Origin of the sequence: Dehalogenimonas sp. W, assembly GCF_037094495.1 — a bacterium.
Lineage (GTDB): Bacteria > Chloroflexota > Dehalococcoidia > Dehalococcoidales > Dehalococcoidaceae > Dehalogenimonas > Dehalogenimonas loeffleri.
On the sequence record NZ_CP146612.1, the window covers coordinates 877,887 to 903,261 of the forward strand.

Genomic DNA, 25,375 nt, shown 5'->3' on the forward strand with positions numbered 1-25,375 from the left:
GATACGAAAAAAATACACCGTCCCGGAAACAGCCGGGACGGTGTATTTTTATTGTAAGATGTTTAGACTAAGGGTGTTCAATAGAGGCGGTTATATCTCCGAACCCAAGCAGCGAATGCTCCTCAAACGTGTTGTCCGAAGGGCCGATAGCCCAGATAAAGGCGTTTACACCGTTAACGATGCGGACGTCATAACTTTCCAAAGTGTTCAGATCACGCTTAAACTCAATGGTAGTGACCCCGTTAATTTCGCTGCCGGTGACGTCAAAAAGGTCATTCTTACCGTTATTGGCGGTGTCCGGCGGGTGGCTGCCGGAATAACCGGGACTATAGGAATCAACGGCAGTTACGTTGCCGTTTGAGTCAACGGTAAACATCCACAAGTCAGCTCCGGCTTTCTGAAGACTGGGACTGAGGGCGATGGCAATCCAGCCGGTGGTCCGCGCCTTGATACCGACGGAAATGGTACCGTCATCGTTGCTGGTGGCCACAGTGATAACATCGTTATAAGTGGTTTGGTGTTGGTATTTACCGCCGGTAAAAGCGATGGGGCCGGTGGGGCCGGTTGTCGTCGGAGGGGCGGAAGTTGTCGGGGGCGGATCGTCGCCACCGCAGCCGGCAAGCGCCAGACTGGCTGTTAATAGGACGGCAAATAACAAAAATAAAGTCCTGCGGAAGAAAGATAAAGTCATGATTAATCCTTTGCGATGAATTGAACATATTCTAGCACTTTTTATATGTTTTACAAGTTAACAAGAGTAACCATCAATACTGGAAAAAGGTAAAAAATCGCAACCTTGGTCTGATGATACCTTAAATACTAACAACGTTCACGGTCAAATCGGTTTTTCAGCGGTTGATCAAATATTTCTCTTTCGGCGGCAACCGGACTTATGGAGCTTTTTAGCATTGGAAATTGCCCAGCGTTGAACGTTTGCCCAATGAATGGCATAATAGCTTAAAAGGAAAAATACCCCGATAGGAATAATATGAAAATACTTTGCATCGGCGATATTATTGGCAAGCCGGGACGGCGTGCTGTTAAGGAAATACTGCCGGCACTCAAATTAGGATTGGGTGTTGAAGTGGTGATAGCAAATGGTGAAAATGCTTCGGGCGGTATCGGACTGACTCCGGACGTTGCTGAGGAATTGTTCTCGTACGGGGTGAATGCCATCACTTCCGGTAATCACATCTGGTCTCAATCTGAGATATTGCCTATGCTTGAGGGTGATGACCCGGTGGTGCGCCCGCTCAATTACCCGCCTGGCGTACCGGGTAAGGCTTGTACGATGGTAAAAGGGGTGATGGTAGTCAGTTTGATGGGCCGGACATTTATCAACAATCTGCTTGATTGTCCGTTCCGGGCTATGGACCTGCTGTTGGAAACAGTCGCTGACCGACCGAAACATATAGTGGTTGATTTTCACGCCGAGGCAACCTCGGAAAAGCAGGCTATGGGCTGGTATCTGGATGGCCGGGTTACCGCGGTAGTGGGGACTCATACCCACGTCGGTACTGTTGACACACGGGTGTTGCCGGGCGGTACGGCCACAGTAGCCGATATCGGTATGGTGGGTCCCTGGGATTCAATTATCGGTGACAGCAAAGATGACGTTCTAAGGCGCTTTTTGACCGGTCTTCCTAACCGGTTGTCGGTAGGAAAAGGCCGGGTAAGTTTTAACTCGGTACTTATTACCACAGATGCCGCCGGCCGGGCGCTGAGTATCGAACGGGTTGACCGGGAAACAGCGGCTCTGGCGTGAGCAGCAAGGTTGACCTGCATCTGCATTCCACCGCCTCGGACGGTGTGTATTCTCCGACTGAAATAGTGCGCATGGCTGCCGATAACGGTCTGGAGTATATTGCACTGACTGATCATGATTCGGTAGCCGGAATCGCTGAGGCACTGGCAGAGGCGGAAAAGCATCCTGGTTTGACGGTAATTCCCGGTGTTGAAATATCCACCGACATTGCGGCTGGGGACGTGCATATCCTCGGCTATTTTGTTGATTGGCGGAACCCGGATTTTGTACTGAAACTAAGCGGGATGAGGGATTCCCGGGAAGAACGGGGACAGGCAATCATCGTTAAACTGGCTGAACTGGGTATGCCTTTGGAATGGAGCCGCGTGAAAGAAATCGCTGGTGACGCCGTCATCGGCCGCCCTCATATCACTCAGGCTATGTTGGAAAAGGGCTACATATCCAGTTTTGCCGAGGCTTTTGAAAAGTATATCGGCCGCGATGGCCCCGCTTACGCTGAACGTATCAAACTCAGTCCGGCTGAAGCGGTGACTCTTATTGAATCGGCCGGTGGGTTGGCAGTGATGGCCCATCCGTTCACATTGCCTGACGTTGAGGTTTTAATTGAGGCGTTGATACCTGTTGGATTGGCGGGAATTGAAACTTATTATGCCGGTTACGGCGATTATGAGATTGAAAAGCTGAGGCGATTGGCCCAAAAATCGGGTCTGGTGGCTACCGGTGGTACGGATTTTCACGGCTTGGACCAGAAAACAGAAATGCCGATCGGCGGCCAGACGGTTCCCATGTCCGCTGTTAAAGGTTTATTGGGAAGGCTCAACCGGCAGCTATAGACCCATTGAGTCAATCTGAGAATTATTAGGAGACCGAATGTTGTTTTTGCTGGCGGTAGCCGCTTTTCTCCTGGGAAGTATCCCGGTTGCCTACCTGATTGCCCGCTGGACTCGGGGAATTGATCTGCGGAAATATGGATCCGGCAATGTAGGCTCTTCTAACGTCATGCAAGCCACTTCCAAGCGCTGGACGATTCCAGTGGCGGCGTATGACCTGGGAAAGGGTATCCTGGCAGTTTGGCTGGCGCGCTGGGCAGGGCTGGATATTGGTCCGCAGTTCATAGTCGGCCTGGCTGCCGTTGCCGGTCATAATTGGCCGGTTTTTCTGGGGTTCCGCGGTGGCCGGGGTATCCTGACCAGTCTGGGTGTCATTCTAGCCTTTTCTCCGTTGTTGGGCCTCACCGTGCTGGTAATGTCTTTCTCGCTGGCGCCTTTTAAGAATCTGTCGCTGGGTGTGTTTATTGCACTGTTGAGTCTGCCGGCGCTGAGTTATTTTCTGGCGGAGTTCTTTAGCATCGCCGAGCCCGTAGCCGTATCTGTCGGATTCAGCGTTCTCACTATTCTGGCGCTTGGCCGACGCCTTATCGGGCGGAGGTCTGAAATTGCCTCCGGGTTGCCGGTCGGGTCACTTTTATTGAACCGACTTTTATTTGACCGGGATATCCGAGACCGGAATACCTGGATTTCACGCTCCAAAGAGAATGGAAATAAATCACTGAGCTGAGTGTATCCAACTGGTGACTAAAGGCTGGGTAATCCCCCAGATTTCCCAGTCATCACACTTTCGGCCTTAGTCACTCCTTTTTCACAGTGCGTGGTGATAGGCCGGCGTCCGCTTTTCAGTTATAAAAGTGCCTATATTGGCAAAGGAAGTCGTTTTCAGTTTAGAAAACGAAGGATACGAAGCGCCATTTACGATTGAAAATAGTGCTCCGAGGATTCGTCCGAATGAGGAACAAAACAAGACCATAAAACTTCTATAAAAATACTTAGTAATTAGAACATATTATAGCATAGTCGAGCGGTATTGCGCAAGGGGCAATGTCACATGGCACTGTATTACGGCTGTCCTTTATTTTAGGGCCTCCCGTTTTTGCCGCAGATGACAAAATGAAGACTACCGGTTGTTGCCCTGAATCTCGCAAGGTGTTGTTGTACGGGGAGCTTTACCCAGCATTGACTCATCGGTGATTTGAGATTAGAATAATAGTCAGGAGAATTAATGATATGCCTATTTATGAATTCAGATGTATGGATTGCCGCAAGAAATTTGATCTTTTGAGGCCGATGAGCCAGTCAACGGAACCGGCCGAATGTCCGGTCTGTAAAGGTAACGCCCGTCGTATTGCCTCTACTTTTATGGCCAAAGGTTCCGGAGGCCAGAATCTCGGTGGTGGTGGCGGCTGTTCCAGTTGTTCCACGTCCTCTTGTTCCAGCTGTCACTAGGGTACCGACTAACATCCGCCGGTAGCTGAATTACGGGCTGCGTTTTTGGCTAACTGTGTCGGTTGAGGTGTTCGTCAATAACAATAGCTGAACTGTGAGCGCGCCTCCGATATCGGAGGCGCGCTTTTTATTTGCCGCTGTCACTACAGCCGTTACCGACTTTCCCGGTTGATGGCGTAAAATCATTTTTAGAGTAGGTTTATTCAAGGAGGCGGCAATGAGACGCGGGAATAAACAAAGCCATGCGCCGGTAAATAGCGCTGGAGTCAAACCGGCAGGGAATGACCACACTGGTCACGCAGAGGTCAGCGGCGGCCGTCACGCAGGACATGCTGTAGCTGATTTCGCCCGTCGGTTCTGGATATCGCTCGCCGTTACTATCCCTATTCTTGCGCTTTCCCCTCTGATTCAGGATTTCCTTAATTATAGAATTTCCTTCACCGGTGATGTCTATGTCCTTTGGGCACTGGCTGTTTTCATTTATTTCTATGGTGGTTGGCCTTTTTTAAGAGGTTTTTGGCGGGAAATGCAGGAACGCAATCCGGGAATGATGACCCTGATTGCCATGGCGATTTCCGTGGCGTTTATTTATTCCAGTGCCGTCACCTTCGGTCTGCCCGGCAAGGTGTTTTACTGGGAGCTCGCCACGCTGATTGATGTTATGCTGCTGGGTCATTGGGTAGAGATGCGTTCAATAATGGGGGCATCAAAGGCGTTGGAGGAACTGGCCAGGTTATTGCCGTCGGTTGCTCATCGGCTGTCTGCCCGCGGTACCACCGAAGACGTACCGGTAAGCGCTTTGGTTAAAGGTGACAGCGTCCTGATTAAACCCGGTGAAAAAGCCCCGGCCGATGGGTTGATTATTTCCGGTACTGGATTTGTGGATGAGTCAATGCTGACCGGGGAATCAGTTCCGGTGGGAAAACAGGCCGGGGATGACATTATCGGTGGCGCAGTTAACGGTGATGGCTCATTGACCATAACCATTACCGGAGCCGGCGAAGAGTCGTATCTGTCTCAAATGGCGCGCTTAGTCGCTGAAGCTCAAGCGGCTAAAAGTCGTAGTCAGGATACCGCAGACCGAGCGGCACGGTGGCTGACGATTATTGCGCTGACCGCAGGGGCGATGACTCTCATCGCCTGGTTGGCTTTTAGCAGTGAGGAAGCCGTTTTTGCAGTGGAGCGTATGGTAACGGTTATGGTTATTGCCTGCCCCCATGCACTGGGGTTGGCGGTGCCTTTGGTCATTGCCATGTCCTCCGGTATCTCGGCACGTAACGGTTTGCTGGTGCGTGACCGCAATGCCTTTGAACGCGCCAGAAAAATTGATGCGGTTGTATTTGACAAGACGGGTACCCTGACGCTGGGGAAGTTTGGCGTAACGGATGTCGTTATCTTCACTGAAGACTATAATCGGGACGAATTGCTGAAATATGCCGCCGGGGTGGAAGCTCATTCAGCTCATCCGATTGCCAAAGGGATTGTTGAGGCAGTCTCGGAGGCTTACCCGGTTGTTGATTTCAAATCGCTGTCCGGACGCGGGGCTCAGGGGAAGGTCCAGGGTAAGGATGTACTGGTAGCCAGCCCGGGTTATCTGGAAGAGCTCCAACTTGATTATGACCGCTCCAAGACAACGAAGCTTTTTTCACAAGGCAAAACTATTATATTCGTGATCATTGACAACCGGGTCACGGGAGCGGTTGCTCTGGCTGATGTTATTCGCCCGGAATCCAGAGAGGCCATCAACGGCCTGAAAAAACTCAATAAAAAGACATTGATGATAACGGGAGACCGCAAAGAGGTTGCTCAATGGGTGGCAGCAGAATTGGGTCTTGATGAGTATTTTGCGGGGGTATTGCCCGATCAAAAAGCAGCCAAGATCAAACAACTCCAGTCCCGTGGTCTTCTGGTAGCCATGACCGGTGACGGAGTCAACGACGCACCTGCTCTCGCTCAGGCTGATTTGGGAATTGCTATTGGCGCGGGCACGGATATTGCTCAGGCTACTGCTGATATTATTTTGGTTAAGAGTGATCCGCGAGACGTTCAGGCTATCTTTGAGTTGTCACGAGCCACTTATACCAAGATGGTTCAGAATCTGGGTTGGGCAACGGGCTATAATGCGCTGGCGATACCGGCGGCGGCCGGGGTCTTTGTGGCCTGGGGCATTCTCCTGACGCCGGCGTTGGGCGCGGCATTGATGTCCCTTTCGACCATCATTGTGGCGGTCAATGCCAGATTGCTCAGGTATCGGAAGAACTAACCGGGATGGAGTCAGTACGTTGTATGTAATATCGGAAAAATATATAGATGAGGTAAATTGTGGTGAAAAGAAGACGTAGGATTTTATTTGCGGGTGTTTTGGCCATCGGCCTGATCGCTGCCGGCTGCAGTCCGGCAACAACTGAATATCAACTCGGCCAGTCGTTTACGTTAGAGCCGGGTGAGACCGCAGCCATTAAAAATGAAGACTTAACCATAACTTTCAAAGAAGTGCTTAACGAAAGCCGTTGCGCTGACGGCGCGGTCTGTATCTGGCAGGGTCAGGTTCAATGTCTGCTCAATGTGACTGCTGACGGCAAAAATGAACAACTGACACTGACTCAATCCGGTTCAGGTACGGCATTTCAGACTTACCATCAGTACTACATTGAATTTGATGTGACACCCTATCCCAGTTTGGGAGAAGCCATAAAGGCTTCCGATTACGGACTGGAGTTGAAGATAAGCCTTATCGGGTGAAAATATTTTGATTTCAAGCCTGATGGTGATAAATTAAATAGACAGTAATAATAAAGCCTGGATAGACTATTGGCATCCAAAGCAAAAATATGAATGGAGGGTTTCACGATGAAGTATCTGGTATCCGGCGAGCAGGTAACCTCGGCCTCATCACACGAAGATCAGGTCAAATTTCTGGATGCGGCCAAAGACTGGGTGGCTAAAAGCAAGGCGGAAGGTAAAATAGAAGGGGCATACAGTTTTGTGGACGGCGGCGGCATGTTTATTGTTAACGCCAAGGACCATGAAGAGGTGACCGAATTATTGCTGACCTTTCCGCTTGGACCTTTCAGCAATCTGGACATCAGACCGCTTCTGGATTTTACCCGAAATGCCGATCTGACCATAAACGCGATTAAGAAGATTCTTTAAGCAGACTGGCTTATCAGCGAGGCAGGGCTCACCGTTATTCGGTGAGCCCTTTTTTAATTATTGTCCGGGCATATGAATCAATGTCCTGTAAAATCTTGCGCTTAAGCGTCGGGCAGGATATACTCTTTGCCAATGAATGCCAAAGTATTAATTGTTGATGATCAAGAGCAAATCCGTCGCCTGGTTGTAGGTATTTTGAACGGTGAATACGAAGTATTGGAAGCCGCCAGCGGTGAAGAGGCGCTTCAGGTGACCCGTGAGCAACTGCCTGACCTGGTGATTATGGATATCTTGATGCCGGGAATGGACGGACTGACGGCGTGCAGTCAGATAAAAAGCGATCCTGCCACAGCCGCAATACCAGTGCTGGTATTGACGATCATTGATTACGAATTAAACCGCCGCTTTGCTGAGAGCCTGGGCGCCGACGGTTACATTACCAAACCATTCACGCCGGATGAATTAAGAACTAAGATCGCCGAACACCTCAAACCGGCCACAGCGTAACGGTCCAGCGGAATTTGACGGGCTTCGTCAACATGAAAGATAAGCTGAGTTAGCCCGGATTAGCGGGAATTTCTATTTGCCTTCAGATTTTCTATCAAATGCAGGGCTTTAGTTAAGTCTTGTGCCTGAGTGTAAAGGTCTTTCCACGGATCAATCCGCCGGTTCAGCAATTCAAACACGTTCGTGATGTTATAGTAGCTTGAGTTCAGTTCCGCTTCTCCCAGCTCTTCCCAGGTTACCGGTACCGCAACCGGAGCGCCGGGTCTTGCCCTGATAGAATAAGGTGCCACCGCCGTCTGACCGTAATTGTTGCGGGCTGTGTCCACAAAGATCCGCCCCACTCGTTTGGCAATTCTTATTTCGGTAGTCAGATCTTTCGGGGAACGGCCGGTCAGCACCTCGGCTACATTCTGGGCAAAAGCCTTAACTCGTTGAAAATTCAGGGTTCTATCCAGTGGTACGGTAACATGTAATCCCCGCGAACCGGTGGTCTTAACAAAGCTTCGGATATCAAGTTCCAACAGCAACTGCCGAAGGTCAAAGGCAGCCTGTCTGACAGCGTTAAAATCGGCTTGGCCGGGGTCCAGATCAAACACCATTGCATCCGGATATAGAGGTTTATCAAAGCGCGACAGCCAGGGGTGGTAGGTAATTACCGCTTGCTGGGAAAAATAAATTAATGCAACAGTGGTGTCTGCGGCAGCATAATTGACGGTTTCGTCCCCGCTCTCTGTAGGTATCCGCCGGATCCACTCCGGGTAATAATCAGGAGTATTTTTTTGATAAAATCCCTCCTGATTGATACCATCCGGGAAACGTTGAAATGACAGTGGTCGGCCAGCCAGATGCGGCAGTATCACCGGGGCAATCCGGGAATAGTAACGGATAAGCTGTTCCTTGGTGATGCCGTCATCGGGAAACAAAACCTTATCCAGATGAGAAAGTTCAATCCTGTGACCGTTTATTTCCATTTGGACTTTGTCTTCCATGAATAAAATATACCAGTCACAGAACCGGATTTCCAAATTAGAGCGGCCAGAGTATGATAGACTGACATTTTTAGGAGAAATGGATGATTATTGAAAACGCCGGGCTGGACCCTGAGTCCCTTGGGGGTAACGTGGCGGTCGTTACAAACGCCGGGCAGGGTTTAGGACGAGAAACAGCGGTCAGCCTGGCTTTCATCGGTGCGTCTGTTGCTGTGGTGGATGCGGATGCCGCCGCTGGTGCTGAAACTGTCAGGGTGATAGAAAAAGCCGGCGGTCGGGCAATTTTCTTCCAATCAGAAGCCTTTTCTCAAGAACAGATGGCGCGGTTGTACCAGATGGTTTTGAAATCTTTTGGTAAAATTGACCTGCTTGCCATTGATGACCGGTGCTTAGGGGCAATGGAATTTCTGCCGGGGATGCTGGAACGACGCTATGGCGTTATTGCCATTGTCGGGAGTGAGCTCCCGGCGGTGATAGTCAAGGAAGAGTTAGTCAAACAGCTGGACGCTGACGGCCGTGTTGCCGTTTTTACATTTGATCCCGGCGGTGAAGGAAACGCTGAACTGGCTGGGGCTGGATTGGTGGGGGCGTTGCGTTTTGGACGTGTGTTTCACGGCAAAGCTGTTGATTGGGTCACCGGCCTGGCGAAGTTGGGATTGGACGCCCAGGGGCAGCAGGTGCCGGCTGAAGAAACTGTTGAGCTATCAGGTCCACCAGCCGGAACACCCGGAGCAATTGCCCAAGCCCTGGCTGAAGTGATGGCCGAAATTGAAGTGGAATATGAGCGTTTGTCCATTCTGGTGCGTCAGGTGGCCAAGCGAATGTTTTTACAGGGTACGGGGTTGAAAGTTGATGAATGGCGGGTTTATGCGTTTGAAATGAGCCAGGTTCTGACAGATGGGGTGGTGGATGAGGTACTCACCGGCGATTATCTGGAAAAATTAGGCCATCTCCGGGATTTTCTGGCCGCTCAGGAGGTTGAAGCACAGAACTGGGTTAAAAGTGATGAAGACCTGATCTCGGTGGTTGAGTCCCTGGCTTTTCGGCGTCAGGTGGTTAATGATTTGATGTCCGCACTCAGGCTGCTTTAACAAAATAAGCCGCCTTAAGTTAAGCCGCTGGTTGCTTATTTAAGCAACCAGCGGCTTTTACAACATCTGAAATTACTTGTTGATGGTCTTGGCGATGTTTTTGGTGCGTACATCGGTAGCTTTAAGTTTGGCTTCACTGGTATTTTTATTGAACATTACCGGCAGTGCATTTTTAATCAGTTCTCTGACGGCACCAAAGAACTCCGGCGGATTTTTTACCAGACTCAGGAAGAAGCGTTTGTTATGGCGCACCATAAACCTTACCCGCCGACTGGCATATGTGCGAGCGTATTCAGCAAAAGCATTGTTAATCATCTCATCCGGCACTTCGGACAGATTTGCCTGGGTAGCGGAGTGAAAAGCGAAGTGCGGCCAGTCAGCCAGCGTTTTAGGCGGGTCAATCAACTTGTGTTCCACGCAATAGTTATAAAGAGGTGTACCGGCATAGGGCACGAACCTCATATACAGGAACGGGGGATTGTCCAATTTTTTAAGAAAGTCACGGGTCAGGTTGAAGTCATCAACAGTTTCGGTGGGTAATGCCTCCATAATGTACAGCCGGGGCGAAACGCGATATTTTACCAGCAACCAGAAGGATTTTTCCATTTCATCCAGGTCAACACCTTTTTTGAGGAATTCCAGCATCCGCTTGGACCCTGTTTCCACGCCGATGCCCACGGCGGTGCAGCCGGCTCTGGACATGAGAGAAATATCTTCTTCCGAAAGGTCGGCACGAGCTTCGCAGTCCCATTTTACCTTGATCTTTTTGTCAATAATCAGCTTGCAGAATTGGTGCAACCGCTTGCGGTTGAAGGTAAAGTTATCCTCAAAGAAGCGGATGAACTTGATGCCATATTCTTTCTGTAAATGTTCCACCTGAGCGACGATGCGCTCGGCGGAGAAGTCGCCGCGATACCCGGCATGGAAAGCGGAATTATAACAGAAGGTGCAGCGGAAGGGACAACCACGGGAGGTGTTCAAACTGGCCGCCCAGTATTTACTGACGTCAATAAGGTGCCAGGCCGGGTCGGGCAATTCATCAAGATTTTTCAGTTCATTGCCTGCGGGATTGAGATGCACGCCTTGGGTATCTTTGTAGGCTAGACCCGGTATGTCATCCAATGCCGGCTTGCCGGTCTCAAGATGTTCTACCAGCTTCAGCAATGGTTCTTCTCCGGCACCACGGATAACATAATCAATGTAAGGTTCTGCAAGGGACTGTTCCGGGGTTGTGGAAGGGTGGACGTTGCCCCACACTATTTTTGCGTCGGGGAAAAGCTGTTTGAATTCCTGACTTTGAGCAATAGCCTGGCTGATATCGGTGCCGGTTAGCACTGAATAGCCGATCATCTCAGGATTGAAATCCATAAAATCCGCCGGTTTGGCGTTCCACAGTACGTTATCCAGGATTTTTACCTGGTGGCCGGCCTGTTCCAGTACGGCGCCCAGGAAAAGCAACCCGTTTGGAAAAACCGCGTAAGTTTTAAAACGCGGATTTACTTCGGTGCCCGGGTTGACTAATAAAACTCTCATATTTACCCTCTCCTAATAAACCCTGACCGGTGGGTCGCCGACTCGCGACATCTCGCCGGAAAGATAATTTACGGTATTTAAATGTTTCTTGGCAAGGTTTGCCGCCGTCTCAACTTCCTCGCCGGAAGGCGCGCGGTATTCCACACCATTCAGACTGATAAAACCATTGATTCTAAGCGGGATGGCTGGATTGACCGAGGCGATGAATTCGGCTGCTTTTTCTACTTCATCAGCCTCAATAATGCCGGGAATCAGGGTTATTTCCGCCTGTAGTTTTTTACCTGTTTCATATATTTTACGGAAATTGTGCAGAGCTTTCCTGTTATCGGCGGCCGTATATTCACGGTAGAGTTCCGGGGTAATGGCCTTGAGACTGACGATTATTTCATCAATGTTGGATATATCCGGCAGTACCAAGCCGTTGGTAAAGAGGATGTTGTAGGCCTGGTATTGTGTTTTTAGAGCTTTTGCTAGCGCCGGAAAACCCGGATCCAGCGTCGGCTCAATGCCTATATAGATGGCTCGTTCAATTGCTAATTCTTCAATCAAATACAATGTTTCCGGTAGTGACAGCAGCTTCTCCGGCGGGGATTCAGGTGGATTGGTCGCCAGACGTAACTGCCAATCCGGCAGCAGGGAAAAATCCAATTTTTCGCGCTGGCAATAGCAGCCGCGGCATTTAAGATTACACTCAGTCCAATGGTGAAATATTATGGATTTGTAACTGGGCTCATAGACGACGTGATATACCCTCAGGTCCACGACACCGTTTTCCGGTCGGGGATTAGTCATTGTGAAGGCTCCGGGGAGTAACTGCGGCCTTTGAGCCGGTACCAGTTTTTTCAACCAGACAGCAATCATGAATTCCCATGAACCAGTTTCCGTAAATTAAGACTGGTTCAAATTCGGTGATTTCTAAACGCTTGGCAAATATTGGGCCGTCAATGACCAGTGTGTGGTAATACCCCACCTGTCCGGAGGGAGAAGACTCAGCCCGGGCACGAAGCTCAGACAGGGTTTCATGATCCAACTTGCGACCCAACCATTCTTTGCCCAGGCGGGTGTCATCAACGACGATGATGATGGCGGTGAATCCGGAATCAATGAGGTCGGTCAGTAAGGAAGCTCGTCCTTCATCCCAAAGAGGTAATATAGGGGTAATGCCCGCCGGTTCACAAACACTATTAACCCAATTCAAATGTTTTTCGGCAAGATAATTCCCGACCGAAACATCTCCAAAAACACCACCGGTTATACCTTCGGCCTGGAATTTCTGGAGCATATCGCGGTAGCTGTCATTATAGGAGTCAACAGTGGTAATTGTCCGTGTAAGCGGTATGCCTAAAGCCTCAGCTTGAAGCTCAACGACCTGTGGTGGAATACGATGTGGCCAAACTTCGCCGGAGTGTTCGGTGACGATGCTGGCCAAACGGCGAATTCGGTGACCTGCCTTCTGCGCCCTGTAAGTGGCCAGACAGCAATCTTTACCCCCGCTCCAGGATACAAAAACGTCCATGGTGTGATGCCCTTTCGCAAAAAACGCGGCTGAGCCGCTAACGCAAAATTACTCCCCGTATTTTACCGCAAAATACATTATATAACCAGCCCTAACGAAGCAGTTATCGTATATAACAGCGACCAGGCAGAAGAAGAGGGCGGTCATTTGACCGCCCTCTTCTAAAATTTTTCACTTTGAGGTCTTACCACTGAAAAGTGCCGGCACCGTGAGTAACGTCTGGTTTCCAATTTTCAAGATCTCGGGTCCACCAGGCTTCAAGCTCTTCAGGGCTCTTGGGTTCGGCATATTGGAAAATGCGATCCATGCTCGCAAAGAAACCGTCAAAGATAGGAGTGGTGGCCGAAACTGCCCTGACCATAGGATGGACAAGACCTTCATTGGGATGGTTAAAAGGACAGAGAGTATGACAAACACCGCAACGGGACGGTGCGCCGGTTTCCTTACATTTGAGCCAATCGACGCGCCAGCCGCGGTACCCTGGTCGGTTCCCAGGGCCCATATCCCAAGTAGGCTCTTTCTGTTGTCCTAGCGCTTCTGAAGGGCATTTTTCGGCACAGCGCATGCAGGTTTCGCAGAACTTTGAGCCGCCGAAGTCGATGGGATTAGTGGGAGCCAACGGCAAATCGGTAATGATGTAGTTGGTGATACGGGTCTGGAGACCGGAACGTGGCGTCATCATGTAGGTAGCCCGGCCTTGTTCGCCAAGTCCAGAGAAGATGCCCAGTGCGACGTTGGTGGTAACTCCGGCTTTATAAGCATGGTAACCTAACGCTTTGATGAAGCGCATGGCTTGCCACTCGGTGTATCGGCCATCGCCGTAAGCACGATGAATGGCCGGGCGGCCTAGCGGCATTGGCATGGCCAGTTTGCCGGGGTAGGCTTCATCTTCGCGGAGCTGGTACAAGCCTTGGATATAGTTCTGTTGAACCGAATAAGTCAGAAGATATTTACATTTTGAAGGAATATGGTACACTTTTCCTTCCTGATAGCCTTTTTCGCTGGAATCAAAAACAACGGCACCTTTGGTGAAGATCTGGAGCATGTGGTCGTTGAGCTCCATGGCGCCGACCTGGTTGGCAGAAGCCAGGTGCAGGGCGGCCCGGAGCATGTTGGTGTTATCTTCGGCACTGCCTTCCCAGCGAGCTGCGCCTTTGTCTTGAGGCTGAGCGACGCCTGCCGGACCATCCCACGGGGCTGCTGGTTGTAGACCGGTGACCATGTCTGCCAGAGCAGCACAACGGACGTCTCGTCCGGGGATCTTTTGTACCAATCCATCCGAATCAAATTTTGCATCACGCTCTTTACGCCAAGCCGCATTTTCCGCGCTGGGGTTCGGCACCGGGTTGGCGCTGGAATCGTATTGTGTGAACAGCTTCCAGTCTACTTCAGAGGTGATGTGTTCCAATTCATTTTCCTTGACCCACCAAGGGTGACGGGCGGAGTTGCTGCCCGAGGTTGTCAGCTCATCAAGATCACTGAAAGAAGGCGCAACGGCAGCCGCAGCACCGATACCTGCTCCGGCTATACCGAGTCCTTTCATAAAATCACGACGGCTCAGTGTACTATGAAATTTGTTGCCCATTAACATTTCCTCCAACTCTATTTTGTTTAAGGTTGCATTTCGGTCTGCCCTGGGTGTCAGTTTGAATTAATCAACCTAATGATTCTTTAACTCCAAGTATTGTAGTATATTAACAAGGTAATGTATATCCGCCATTAGGCGTATTTATAATTAGTAAAAGATAACATAAGTTATATAATTAATAACACAAGAAGAGGGCGGCTAAAAAGCCGCCCTCTTCTGAAATACAGGTTGGAAATATTTTACCAGACGTTCTTACCGGAACCAAGGGTAGTGTCGCCATTCCAGCTATCCAGATCCCGGGTCCACCAAGCTTCCAGTTCTTCGTCAGACTTGGCTTCAGCGTAGCTGAAAGCGCGGTCCATGGTGGCGAAGAAGCTGTTGAAGATGGGGGTTGCCGCGGCTGTAGCACGGACGATGGGATGAATCAGGCCGTCAGAAGCATGGTTGAAGGGGCAGGTGGCCTGGCAGTTGCCGCAGGCCTGGGGAGAACCAAAGTCTCGACAAGTCTGCCAGTTCATGAACCAGCCTTTGTAGCCGGGCCGATTACCGGTGCTGACAGTGTCCCAGGATGTATCGTTTTCTTGAGAAATTGATTCGGACGGGCAGCGTTCACCGCAGCGGACACAGGTCTTGCAGAAAGTGGTCAATCCGGCGTCCATCGGCGGAGTAGCGGCCAGCGGCATATCGGTGAAGAAGTAATTGGTGTAGCGCACCATCAAACCGTAGCGGGGGGTGAGAAGGTGCGTTGAACGCCCCTGCTCGCCAAGGCCGGAGAAGACACCCAGGGGAACATTGGCTGTCACGCCGGCTTTGTATGTGCCGTAACCCAAGGTTTTTACCATACGCATGGCCATGTAGCCGACCTGAGCGGCGTGGGAGTAGGCGTGGCCGATGGCCTGGTTGCCGAGTTGCTTCTTGGTGCCATAACCGCCGGGATAGCTGTCATCCTTACGCAACTGGTAGAGGCTCTGGATGTAATGCTGCTGGGTGGTAAAGGTGAGCATGTATTTGGCTTTCTGGGGGATATGGTAGACCTTCTTTTCGTCCTGATAGCCGACATCAGAGGAATCAAAGACGAAACCGGAGGCATCGAAGATTTGACGTGTCTTCTCATTGACTTCCAAAGCTCCGGTGAGAACGGCACCGTAGGTGTGCAGGGCAGCCCGCATCATCTGAAGGTTATTTTCCCGGGTATCTTCCCATCGGACACCGTCAGCATATTTTGGTAAAGATGCTGACGGCCCATCCCAAGGGGCGTTAGGGCCGATGAAGCTGGAACCCTGGCCGAAAGCGGTGTCTCTCAACGAATCACCCGGGGTCTTGTTTTTAAAAGCGGCATACCCAAGAGCGTCATCACGGGCGGTGTTGGCTTCTCGTGCTCCGGATGATAAATCAGGCATAGGATTGGCCTTCCTATCAAAGGCCTTGAAAGTGTTCCAATCGATCTCTGTGGTGGGATCGTGATGTTCGCGGTCTTTGACCCACCAGGGATGGGACTGATTATTACCGGCAGAAGCCAGTTCATCCAAGTCCTTGAAACCGGGGGTGATGGTTGCGGCGGCACCCAAGCCGACGCTGGAAACGCCCAGCGCCTTCATGAAATCGCGACGACTGAGAGTTGTGTGGAATTTAGACATTTGAATCCTCCGAACAATAATAATTATAGATTACAGAATATATTCCGCAGGTATCTATTGGTAATTATTATAGGAGGTTGCATCACCTAAAACATCGTACCAAAGGACTAATCATTCTAAGCATTTTGGGTATAGCAGAAAGTACAAAAAAAACACGACTAAAGTATATATAATAAGAGGGGCGGCCATTTGGCCGCCCCTCTTTCTTTACTGAATTCAGAATGTTACCAGACGTTCTTACCGGAGCCGAGGGTGGTGTCGCCATTCCAGCTATCCAGATCCCGGGTCCACCAAGCTTCCAGTTCCTCGTCAGACTTGGCTTCAGCGTAGCTGAAAGCGCGGTCCATGGTGGCGAAGAAGCTGTTGAAGATGGGAGTAGCCGCGGCGGTAGCACGGACGATGGGATGAATCAGGCCGTCAGAGGCATGGTTGAAGGGACAGGTGGCCTGGCAGTTGCCGCAGGCCTGGGGAGAGCCAAAATTGATACAGGTTTGCCAGTTCATGAACCAACCTTTGTATCCAGGACGATTACCGGTGCTGGCAGTGTCCCAAGACGTATCGTTTTCTTGAGAAATTGATTCGGACGGGCAGCGTTCACCGCAGCGGACACAGGTCTTGCAGAAAGTGGTCAATCCGGCATCCATCGGCGGGGTTGCGGCCAGCGGCATATCGGTGAAGAAGTAATTAGTGTAGCGTACCATCAAACCGTAGCGGGGGGTAAGGAGGTGTGTTGAGCGCCCCTGCTCGCCAAGGCCAGAAAAGACACCCAGCGGGACGTTGGCGCGGACACCGGTCTTGTAGGTGCCGTAGCCGAGGTTTTTGACCATGCGCATGGCCATGTAGCCGACCTGAGCGGCGTGGGAGTAGGCGTGGCCGATGGCCTGGTTGCCGAGTTGCTTCTTGGTGCCATAGCCGCCGGGATAGCTGTCATCCTTACGCAACTGGTAGAGGCTCTGGATGTAATGCTGCTGGGTGGTAAAGGTGAGCATGTATTTGGCTTTCTGGGGGATATGGTAGACCTTCTTTTCGTCCTGATAGCCGACATCAGAGGAATCAAAGACGAAACCGGAGGCATCGAAGATTTGACGTGTCTTCTCATTGACTTCCAAAGCTCCGGTGAGAACGGCACCGTAGGTGTGCAGGGCGGCGCGCATCATCTGGAGGTTATTTTCGGCGGAGTCCTCCCAGCGTTTGCCTTCGGCATTGGCAGGCAGAGAACCGGCCGGGCCATCCCACGGAGCATTGGGCCCGATGAAGCTGGAGCCCTGACCGAAGGCATAGTCACGGACAGAGTCGCCAGGTGTCTTGTTTGCGTAAGCCGCCTTCTCAATAGCTGTGTCCCGGGCTGTGTTGGCAGCACGCGCCTCAGCTGAGATACTGGGCATCTTGTTGACGGTGCCATCATACGATTTGAAAGTGTTCCAATCAATTTCGGTGGTGGGATCGTGATGTTCGCGGTCTTTGACCCACCACGGATGGGACTGATTATTACCGGCAGAAGCCAGTTCATCCAGATCTTTGAAACCCGGAGCCAGAGCTGCGGCGGCTCCCATGCCGGCGCCAGCCAAACCGAGACTCTTCATAAAGTCGCGACGACTGAGTGTGGAATGGAATATTTTGGACATTTTGTAATTCTCCCTTTAAATATTTAATTTGTTGGCAAACGGTCTTTCCCGCAGTCACCGGTCTCTTCCTGTCGTCAGTTCTGGAATAACCCTCCTTTGGTAGGGGATGAAACTGTAACTACATAATATAGTAACTCATAGGTAACAAAATGTATATACGCATATAGGCGTATTTTTAATAAGGGTATGATAACCATAAGTTAATAACACTAATTAATAATAACGCAATCTATAAAATGAGAACGGTTTACAACGTAAGCTATTTGGGCTAAAATAGCCTTTACTGCTCGGGCGGCTAGTTCAGTGGTTAGAACGCCTGCTTCACACGCAGGAAGTCCGTGGTTCGAGTCCACGGCCGCCCACCATATCAACGTATTTCCTTGCACACCCCATTCACTTGGGAGCGACCCCAAAGACCTCCGTTCAGAGTAGCCAATAAAAGCTGGAAATTTGTCTTAATGTTACAGCCGAAAGTCAATATTCTGGATTATTCGCCTGCTCATCTGGCGGATTATTTGGAAAGCATCGGTGAAAAATCCACTCAATCTGGCTTGCTGATAAAGGGAATATTCAAGAGCCAGGTCACCAGTCTGAGCGAAATACCCGGTGTGAATTCGTCTTTGAGCGGTAAATTAGCAGAATATGCCGGGCTGGGGACACTTGACCCGCTGGAAGAACAGATTTCGGATGACGGCCTGACTCGAAAGATCCTTTTCCAGCTGGAGGACGGCAAGACCATAGAGTCTACGCTGATGTTTTTCAGGAATAGCAGCACGGGACGTGAAAGGCGCACAGTATGCGTTTCCAGTCAGGTCGGCTGCTCAATCGGATGTCGCTACTGCGCGACCGGTCGCCAGGGTTTTGAGCGTAATCTCCGGCCTAACGAAATTCTCAATCAGATTCTCTATTTTCTGAGGTGGTTGGGTGATACCGATGGGGATAACGGAAAAGGCTGGTTGAGCAATGTGGTTTTTATGGGCATGGGGGAACCGTTGGCCAATTACGAGAATGTCAGTCACGCCATCGCGATGTTAAACGATCAGCGGGGTCTTGGATTGGGAAGCCACCAGCTTACGCTGTCAACCTCCGGGTTGGTACCTCAAATCCGGCGACTGGCCGGGGAAAAACTTCAAGTTCAACTGGCAGTCTCGCTACACGCCGCCAATAACGACATGCGGGATTACCTGGTTCCGATCAACAAGAAATATCCCTTAGCCGAATTGATGGATGCTTGCCATGAGTATGCTGATAAGACAGGACGCAAGATATTTATTGAATATGCTTTGTTTGAAGGGGTAAATGATTCTGTCCTTGGTGCTACTGATCTGATTGCACTTTTAGATAATCTGGATTGTACCATCAACTTAATACCGGGTAACCTAACGTCACCTGAAAACTTTAAACCGACTTCAGTAGAGCAGGCAATGAAATTTCAAAGACAACTTATCAGCGGCGGATTCAGGACGATGCTTCGTATGGCTCGCGGGACGGATATACAAGCCGGTTGCGGGCAGTTACGGAGTCGTCGGCTGGACGGAGACCGAGTCGCTGCCGAGGAGTAGCCTTTACTTTCCGGTGATAATGCCGGAACCGACAACCACGTCACCATCATAAAATACAATTGACTGACCGGGAGCGGGGGCCATCTGGGGTTCCTTGAAGACAACATCAACGGCTGTGCCGTCAGTCACCGGTGTTATCTTCGCCGCCACCGGCCGGGCGCCGGAACGAATGCGTGCGGTGACACAAATCGTATTATCCAACCCATCAATGGAAATCCAATTCAAATCTCCGGCTGATAATTCGGAACGGTAAACAGAGTCTCTGCTGCCCACAATGACCGCATTACGCTCAGGTTCCAAGCGAATAACGTACAGGGGATCCTTAGCGGCTATTCCCAGCCCCTGACGCTGCCCGATGGTAAAATTGGCGATGCCGGAGTGTTGGCCGAGGGTATTGCCGGCTTCATCCAGAATGGGACCTGATTCTGCCTCATCACACATCAGTTGCCGGTATCCGCCGGCGATGAAATTCTGACTCTCTTCTTTTTCCGAAACCGGCAGCGTCAGCCGGGCAGCCAGTTGTCGTACTTCTTCCTTGGTCAGCTCACCCAGAGGAAAACGGACAATTTCCAGCTGTTCCTGAGACAACCTTGATAGAAAATATGATTGATCCTTGGCATGATTCAAGGCGCGCAGCAGCCGGTGTCGCCCGGATAGCGTTTCCCGGTCGGTTCGGGCGTAGTGGCCGGTTACGACGAAGTCAAAATCCAGGCCGGAATTCCTCGCTTTGTCCAGCAAAGCGCCCAACTTGATGCGCTGGTTACAATACACACACGGATTTGGTGTGCGGCCGGCGTGGTACTCAGCTTTGAAATGATCCAGTACCATGGCCTGGTATTCAGCTTTGAGATCAAAGACACGAAGTTCAATACCCAGTGCTGTCGCAACTGCCTGAGCATCCCGTACATCCTCGGCTTCACCCGGGCCGTAACAGCCGTGCTTATGACCGGCGGGGACTACGGATTCATCGCCGCCGTAAATGGTCATGATGATTCCAGTGACTTGATGTCCTTGTTCTTGCATCAGGGCAGCGGCAACTGCCGAATCAACGCCACCGGAGAGGGCGGCTAATATCTTACCGGCCATCAGAAAACCAGAAATTTATAAAATATTTTATCATTTGATTGTTATTAATAGAAGCATATAGAAAAATGAATTAAGCCGCAAACTCAGGGGCGATAAATCTTCGCCTCAAATGGAACCCGCCTCCGGTTAAGGAGGCGGGTGGATGCCTGTGTAGGTGTCAGAGTTGAAAAACTAGCAGATCTGGAACCGGCCTTTTTCGTGGCCTTTGGGGCTGACAACGTGGACGGCACAGGCCAGACAGGGGTCAAAAGCCCTTACGATGCGGACGACTTCAAATGGATTTGCCTCGTCCTTGACCTTGGCTCCGATAAGGGATTGTTCCAGAGCGCCGGGTTGGTCATTGTTATCCCGCGGCGAGCAGTTCCAGGTGGAGGGAACCACGCATTGGTAACGCTCAATCTTCTGGTCCTTGATGCTGATCCAGTGACCGAGGGCGCCGCGTGGGGCTTCCCAGAGACCCATGCCCTGGGCGGAATCGGGGATTTCGGTTTTAACGTTAACCGGTTCGCCGGGCTTGAGTTCATCCAGCCATTTATCCATGGCGTCGGCAACCATTTTACATTCCAAAGCTCGGGCGGCGTGTCGGCCCAGAGTGCTGAATAAGGCGGCTGGCGGGGCACCGAAATGGGCCAGGGTGTCATTAACCAGTTTCTGGGCTGTGGTGTCCCCGGCAAGATAAGCCACAAGAACGCGAGCCAATGGGCCGACTTCATAAACATTCCCATCATAACGGGGTGCTTTGAGCCAGGTATAGGCTCCGGATTTGTTGGGGTCATCAACAGTATCGGTGTCACCCGGGTAGCCCGAACCGCTGGAGAACCAGCCATATTTTACGTCTTCGGTTATTTTGCGGGGATCAAAAATACCCGCATTCAGTCCGGAGGCAATACCCTGGGGCAGGAAACGTTGGCGCTTGGCCAGGTCTTTTTCTTTACCATCAAGGTCAAAAACGCCATACGACAGGACATTGCCGCAGCCGAAACCCTGTTCAAAGTGATCAGAATAAGCCTCGGCAACCGCGATGACATCGGGGATATAGACTTCATCAGTGAATTTGCGCAGCTTGGTCAGTTTGGCGCGGAAGGCGGCGACATTGTCCTCAGTGGGTCCCTGAGTCGCTCCGCCGGCTACCAGAGCCGGGCTGTGGGGGATACGTCCGGAGAAAATCGCACTCATTTCGTGGGCGATACGCCGCATATTCAGCGCTTCAACGTAGTCCTGAACTGCTTTGACATTTATCGCCTTGGACAGCCGATAATCACCCTCATAACGCGGCCAGAAAGGCCCGAGCATGGAATTGTCACCAGCAGCCAAAGCCCGTCCGATAAATTGCTGAACCTTGGTCAACCCGGGATCGTTGCCGCTATAATCGGCAACGGCGGTAACATCAACATAATCCAGCGCGGCTAAGTGGTAGAAATGCAGGATATGAGATTGAATGTAGTTGGCGCCTTGGATCAGGTTGCGGATGATACGCCCGTTATCGGGAATCTTGTCGTCTACGCCCAGGGCGCTGTCAAGATTAAGGACGGCAGTCATCCCATGGGAGGTAGGGCAGACGCCGCAGATACGCTGGGTGTAATGCTGGGCATCGGTAGGATTGTGGCCTTTAAGAAAAATCTCAAAGCCGCGGAACATTGTTCCGGTGGAATGGGCGTCTTTGACAACGCCGTCCTCTACAACCACCTCAATCTTGAGATGGCCTTCGATTCGGGAAATCGGATCTATTACAATTTTAGCCATGTGTGTTTAGTTCTCCCTCTTCTTCCTCAAGATATCAGTGACCGGCATTGCCGGATTTATTTTTTGTAACGGCGAGGACTCCCATTGTTGCCAGAGTGGCACCGGCCAGACCCAAGGCAGCTTTATCGCCAATCTTGTCTTCAGTAATGTCCATCGGTTCGTGGATAGGTCCAAGTCCGGACGGGAAAGCCATCTCGGCACAGCCGATGCAGGGGGCCCCGGCTTCAATACACCAGCGGGTTTTATTATTCCACAACCGGTCATTGCAGTCGGCGTGGCAGATCGGGCCCTTACAACCCAGTTTGAACAGACAATCTGGATCACCGAATTTCTCTGCAAACTTGCCGGCGTCAAACTGACCTCGGCGCGGGCACTGGTCATGGATGAGCTTACTGTAAATAGTCTTGGGCCGCAGATCTTCATCTACTTCAACTGATTCAGGCCCGTCCATAAGCACCTGGGCCAGCGGCACCACCAACCAATCCGGGTGCGGCGGACAGCCAGTAATATTGATGACAGGGGTTGTGATGCCTTTTTGCTTGTAGAATTCGGCCACGCCCACAACTTCCCCGGGATTGGGAGGAGATGCGGAGATGCCGCCGGATGAAGCGCAGGTGCCGAGAGCAATGGTGGCGATGGCTTTTTTACCTAAGCGTTCAATGGTTTCGGTCATCGGGATGCCGTGGCCATCCTTTTCGCCAACTTCACAATAAATACCGCCGTCTTTCAGCGGAATGCCGCCTTCCACGATAAGGGCGAAAGGACCGGTTTCGGTGTCGTACAGGGCTTGCATGGCCAGGTCGCCCTGGGCGGCCATGACGGTATTGTGGAAACGCAGGCTGACATGGCTACCGGTGACAACCTCGGAGAGCAACAGGTCTTGAATGGTGACAGGGAAACCGTTGAGTGCGGATACGGAACAACCGTTACAGCCAGATCCCTGAAACCAGATAACCGGTACTTCATTCAAGCCGGCGGCAAAAAGTCGTTCAAATTCCGGATTCTTAAAGAGTGAAAGGCCTAAGGCCGCGGTAGAGCCGGCACAGAGTCCAACAAAGTTACGACGAGTCAGTTGTGTTGTCATTTTAACCTCGGTCCTCCTGGCTGGGTTGTTGGAGTGCTTCTGCCTTGAATTTAGCTTCCCGGCGGGTGCGGAAGAGATAGGTGCCGGTCAGGAACAAGGCGATGGCGGATATTTCAAGAGGAATCTTGCTGAGAAACTCCCTGGTCAACGGGGGGTAGAGTTCCTTTTCAACTTCAATGAAGCCGATTTCCTCTGGGGCGACCGAACTGATGTACATCACTGCGGTACCGCCGGCTTCATGTTCGCCGTAAATATGGTCGTAATATTTGTCAGGTTCGTTTTGAATTCGCTCATGCGCCAGCGCAATCATATCGGCGCGTTCTCCAAAGCGGATAGCTTTGGTCGGGCAGACATCAAAGCACACCGGATTTTCACCAACGGCCAGTTTACGGTCATTGCAGAAGATGCACTTGGAAATCTTGGGCCAGGGTTCATCCCATTCAAATTTAGGAATGTCAAAAGGGCAGGCGTTTTGGCAATAACGACAGCCGATACACTTGCCTTCCTCCCAGACGACGGCGCCGTTGGGTTCTTTGTGCAGAGCGCCTACCGGACAGACTGAGGCACAGGCCGGACTGAAACAGTGGAGACAGCGTTTGCTGACGCCGATGACCTGTGTCCGGTCATAATAGGGTACCTGATGCGCCTGTAAAACCACATAGTGATAAGCGTCAAGTTCCGGAGCGTCGTCCGTACCGGCGAACCGTTTGTCCTTAAGTTCGTAGAACTTGTGACATTCAACCTCGCATAACCGGCACAGGATGCACTTGGTAGTGTCAATGAGCATACCTACGGGCATATTGTAACTCCTTTCCCGGGTTTGTATTTAAGAAATTATTTCATCACGGAAATGACCATCAAAGCCCTGAGTTGGTCAATATGCGGTATTTCAATTCTGGATGAAGGTTGAAGGGAGAAGTTAACATAAATGTGAATCTTGTGATGCAAAGATTGATGCATTGAGCTGTGTCGCGGTTAAAGTTAGAAAGCAATAATATCATGGTTAATTATTAACTTTGGGGAGTTTTTACCCACACAACGGACCCGCACCAACGAATGTATGCAATCTCCTTTCCATAATGGGAGGCACCGCGATTTCTCAGCGTCACCTTTGAGGTAGTTACACTACCTGCCGGTCAACCGACCGTAGCAAATAACGCCCCAGGCCGGGAGACTCGAAGAATTACACTTTAATAATCGGAGCGATTTTAACACCGGTCATTAATAGTGTCAATAAGAATAGCGGACCAGAGGTTGGTATCAAGCGGGGTTCAGCCCCGATTGAGGTTAATAAAATCACCCCCCAGACCCCTGCGAAAGTGTCAAAGAAGCCAGACAATAGCCTCTAAACTCGGGGTGGCAAGTCTTGAAAAAGATCATTTTCCGTTTTGCCACCGCTTTGTTGGGGAAACGCCAGGCTAAAAACATCGTTGGCACCGCTGAATCTTTCCAAGAGGTTTGATACAGTGCGGCGTAGAGACCCCCCTTGCATCTGACTTTGGTGGCAAATGGAGGCTGCGTGACGAATCCGCAAAGAGCGCCTATCCAGCTTAATTACGGTTGTGGCGGGCAGCGTCTGATTGACGATGGTTGTCAGGTCAATGTCATGATTTCTTCCGAAACGCTTTGGGTCTTGCCCAAACAATGGTAAAAACCTGATGATTAACTTAAGTAAACGGTGCGGCATTACATTGTAATACAGTTTTTGTGGGCTGAAGGACTGACCGCAATGGGGGAATTGGCCGGCATCTCCGGCCGCGTGAAAGGCGGCGGTGGCAGCCTGATGGACCGCAACATGATCAGGATGACCATAATCACCGCGTGGATCATGGGTCAGCACGACCTGCGGTTTGACCTCACGAATGATTTTCACAATTCTGGCAGTGACGTCTGCTAACGGTGCCCTGAACAGGGATTCAGGATTTTGATTATCCGGGCTACCCGGCATACCTGAGTCGCGATAGCCGAGATAAAATACTTTTGCCAGCCCTAAAGCTTTTGCGGCACATTCAAGTTCCGACTGTCTTAAATCACGGATTGAAGGGAAGCCATTCAGGTATTTAGCCTCTACCGTACCTGATTCCCCTCCGGTGGCACAGACATAATATACACTGACGCCATTTTGGACGTAAAGCGCCAGCGTGGCGCCAGGCCCAAAACTTTCATCATCGGGGTGAGCGCCAACGAATAATAATCTCTTGGGGGTAGTGGTCATAA

General features: G+C 51.0%; 23 protein-coding genes, 1 tRNA gene and 1 riboswitch. Of the genes, 11 read left to right on the forward strand and 13 right to left on the reverse strand.

The window, feature by feature from the left end; genetic code table 11:
- Positions 1–67 precede the first annotated feature (67 nt).
- Complete coding sequence (locus V8247_RS04595; protein WP_338739239.1) at positions 68–691, reverse strand: DOMON domain-containing protein; 624 nt, start codon at positions 689–691, stop codon at positions 68–70.
- 297 nt (positions 692–988) lie between these two features.
- Here V8247_RS04595 and V8247_RS04600 point away from each other — a divergent pair, with 297 nt between their 5' ends.
- The 8 genes from V8247_RS04600 to V8247_RS04635 all read left to right on the forward strand — a co-directional run bounded on the left by V8247_RS04600 (position 989) and on the right by V8247_RS04635 (position 7,704).
- Complete coding sequence (locus V8247_RS04600; RefSeq protein WP_338739241.1) at positions 989–1,765, forward strand: TIGR00282 family metallophosphoesterase; 777 nt, start codon at positions 989–991, stop codon at positions 1,763–1,765.
- Positions 1,762–2,598 (forward strand): PHP domain-containing protein, encoded by an 837-nt coding sequence (locus V8247_RS04605; protein ID WP_338739243.1) that lies wholly within the window; start codon positions 1,762–1,764, stop codon positions 2,596–2,598. The genes V8247_RS04600 and V8247_RS04605 overlap by 4 nt, the downstream gene beginning before the upstream one ends.
- 37 nt (positions 2,599–2,635) lie before the next feature.
- Complete coding sequence (locus V8247_RS04610; protein ID WP_338739245.1) at positions 2,636–3,322, forward strand: glycerol-3-phosphate acyltransferase; 687 nt, start codon at positions 2,636–2,638, stop codon at positions 3,320–3,322.
- A gap of 503 nt (positions 3,323–3,825) precedes the next feature.
- Positions 3,826–4,044 carry a zinc ribbon domain-containing protein gene (locus V8247_RS04615; RefSeq protein ID WP_338739247.1) on the forward strand — a complete coding sequence of 73 codons (219 nt, stop codon included), beginning with the start codon at positions 3,826–3,828 and terminating at the stop codon, positions 4,042–4,044.
- Positions 4,045–4,261: 217 nt separating this feature from the next.
- Complete coding sequence (locus V8247_RS04620; protein WP_338739249.1) at positions 4,262–6,307, forward strand: copper-translocating P-type ATPase; 2,046 nt, start codon at positions 4,262–4,264, stop codon at positions 6,305–6,307.
- Between the two features lie 59 nt (positions 6,308–6,366).
- Entirely contained in the window at positions 6,367–6,786 is a 420-nt protein-coding gene (locus V8247_RS04625) for a hypothetical protein (protein WP_338739252.1), read from the forward strand.
- Positions 6,787–6,894: 108 nt separating this feature from the next.
- Positions 6,895–7,197: a muconolactone Delta-isomerase family protein gene (locus V8247_RS04630; RefSeq protein ID WP_338739254.1), complete on the forward strand. Its 303-nt coding sequence runs from the start codon at positions 6,895–6,897 to the stop codon at positions 7,195–7,197.
- A gap of 132 nt (positions 7,198–7,329) precedes the next feature.
- Complete coding sequence (locus tag V8247_RS04635; protein ID WP_338739255.1) at positions 7,330–7,704, forward strand: response regulator; 375 nt, start codon at positions 7,330–7,332, stop codon at positions 7,702–7,704.
- A gap of 59 nt (positions 7,705–7,763) precedes the next feature.
- Here V8247_RS04635 and ligD read toward each other — a convergent pair whose 3' ends face one another.
- Positions 7,764–8,675, reverse strand: coding sequence for a non-homologous end-joining DNA ligase (gene ligD / locus V8247_RS04640; RefSeq protein ID WP_338739256.1), 912 nt, complete (start codon positions 8,673–8,675; stop codon positions 7,764–7,766).
- A 101-nt stretch (positions 8,676–8,776) separates the two neighbouring features.
- Here ligD and V8247_RS04645 point away from each other — a divergent pair, with 101 nt between their 5' ends.
- Entirely contained in the window at positions 8,777–9,784 is a 1,008-nt protein-coding gene (locus V8247_RS04645; RefSeq protein WP_338736673.1) for an SDR family NAD(P)-dependent oxidoreductase, read from the forward strand.
- A gap of 72 nt (positions 9,785–9,856) precedes the next feature.
- Here V8247_RS04645 and V8247_RS04650 read toward each other — a convergent pair whose 3' ends face one another.
- The 6 genes from V8247_RS04650 to V8247_RS04675 form a co-directional block, all read right to left on the reverse strand.
- On the reverse strand, positions 9,857–11,317 hold the full coding sequence (locus tag V8247_RS04650; RefSeq protein WP_338736674.1) for a B12-binding domain-containing radical SAM protein: 1,461 nt from the start codon (positions 11,315–11,317) through the stop codon (positions 9,857–9,859).
- A gap of 12 nt (positions 11,318–11,329) precedes the next feature.
- Positions 11,330–12,109, reverse strand: a complete 780-nt coding sequence (locus V8247_RS04655; protein ID WP_338736675.1) for a radical SAM protein — start codon at positions 12,107–12,109, stop codon at positions 11,330–11,332.
- Positions 12,102–12,833 (reverse strand): diphthine--ammonia ligase, encoded by a 732-nt coding sequence (locus V8247_RS04660; RefSeq protein ID WP_338736676.1) that lies wholly within the window; start codon positions 12,831–12,833, stop codon positions 12,102–12,104. Before V8247_RS04660 ends, V8247_RS04655 begins: the two co-directional genes overlap by 8 nt.
- A 184-nt stretch (positions 12,834–13,017) precedes the next feature.
- Positions 13,018–14,418: a reductive dehalogenase gene (locus V8247_RS04665; RefSeq protein WP_338736677.1), complete on the reverse strand. Its 1,401-nt coding sequence runs from the start codon at positions 14,416–14,418 to the stop codon at positions 13,018–13,020.
- A gap of 242 nt (positions 14,419–14,660) precedes the next feature.
- Positions 14,661–16,058 (reverse strand): reductive dehalogenase, encoded by a 1,398-nt coding sequence (locus V8247_RS04670; RefSeq protein ID WP_338736678.1) that lies wholly within the window; start codon positions 16,056–16,058, stop codon positions 14,661–14,663.
- Positions 16,059–16,282: 224 nt separating this feature from the next.
- Positions 16,283–17,683: a reductive dehalogenase gene (locus V8247_RS04675; protein WP_338736679.1), complete on the reverse strand. Its 1,401-nt coding sequence runs from the start codon at positions 17,681–17,683 to the stop codon at positions 16,283–16,285.
- Positions 17,684–17,972: 289 nt separating this feature from the next.
- Between V8247_RS04675 and V8247_RS04680 the strand changes: the two genes are divergently transcribed.
- Positions 17,973–18,048: transfer RNA gene (locus V8247_RS04680), tRNA-Val, on the forward strand.
- A 93-nt stretch (positions 18,049–18,141) separates the two neighbouring features.
- Positions 18,142–19,245 carry a 23S rRNA (adenine(2503)-C(2))-methyltransferase RlmN gene (rlmN, locus tag V8247_RS04685; protein WP_338736680.1) on the forward strand — a complete coding sequence of 368 codons (1,104 nt, stop codon included), beginning with the start codon at positions 18,142–18,144 and terminating at the stop codon, positions 19,243–19,245.
- 3 nt (positions 19,246–19,248) lie between these two features.
- Here rlmN and mnmA read toward each other — a convergent pair whose 3' ends face one another.
- The 5 genes from mnmA to V8247_RS04710 form a co-directional block, all read right to left on the reverse strand.
- On the reverse strand, positions 19,249–20,331 hold the full coding sequence (gene mnmA, locus V8247_RS04690; protein WP_338736681.1) for a tRNA 2-thiouridine(34) synthase MnmA: 1,083 nt from the start codon (positions 20,329–20,331) through the stop codon (positions 19,249–19,251).
- 171 nt (positions 20,332–20,502) lie between these two features.
- Positions 20,503–22,074, reverse strand: coding sequence for a nickel-dependent hydrogenase large subunit (locus V8247_RS04695; protein ID WP_338736682.1), 1,572 nt, complete (start codon positions 22,072–22,074; stop codon positions 20,503–20,505).
- Positions 22,075–22,108: 34 nt separating this feature from the next.
- Positions 22,109–23,158 carry a hydrogenase small subunit gene (locus tag V8247_RS04700; RefSeq protein ID WP_338736684.1) on the reverse strand — a complete coding sequence of 350 codons (1,050 nt, stop codon included), beginning with the start codon at positions 23,156–23,158 and terminating at the stop codon, positions 22,109–22,111.
- Between the two features lies 1 nt (position 23,159).
- Positions 23,160–23,957, reverse strand: coding sequence for a 4Fe-4S dicluster domain-containing protein (locus tag V8247_RS04705; protein ID WP_338736685.1), 798 nt, complete (start codon positions 23,955–23,957; stop codon positions 23,160–23,162).
- 251 nt (positions 23,958–24,208) lie between these two features.
- A riboswitch (molybdenum cofactor riboswitch) is annotated at positions 24,209–24,351 on the reverse strand.
- A 152-nt stretch (positions 24,352–24,503) separates the two neighbouring features.
- A complete protein-coding gene (locus V8247_RS04710; RefSeq protein ID WP_338736686.1) occupies positions 24,504–25,373 on the reverse strand; it encodes a PIG-L family deacetylase in 870 nt (289 codons plus the stop codon).
- Positions 25,374–25,375 lie beyond the last annotated feature (2 nt).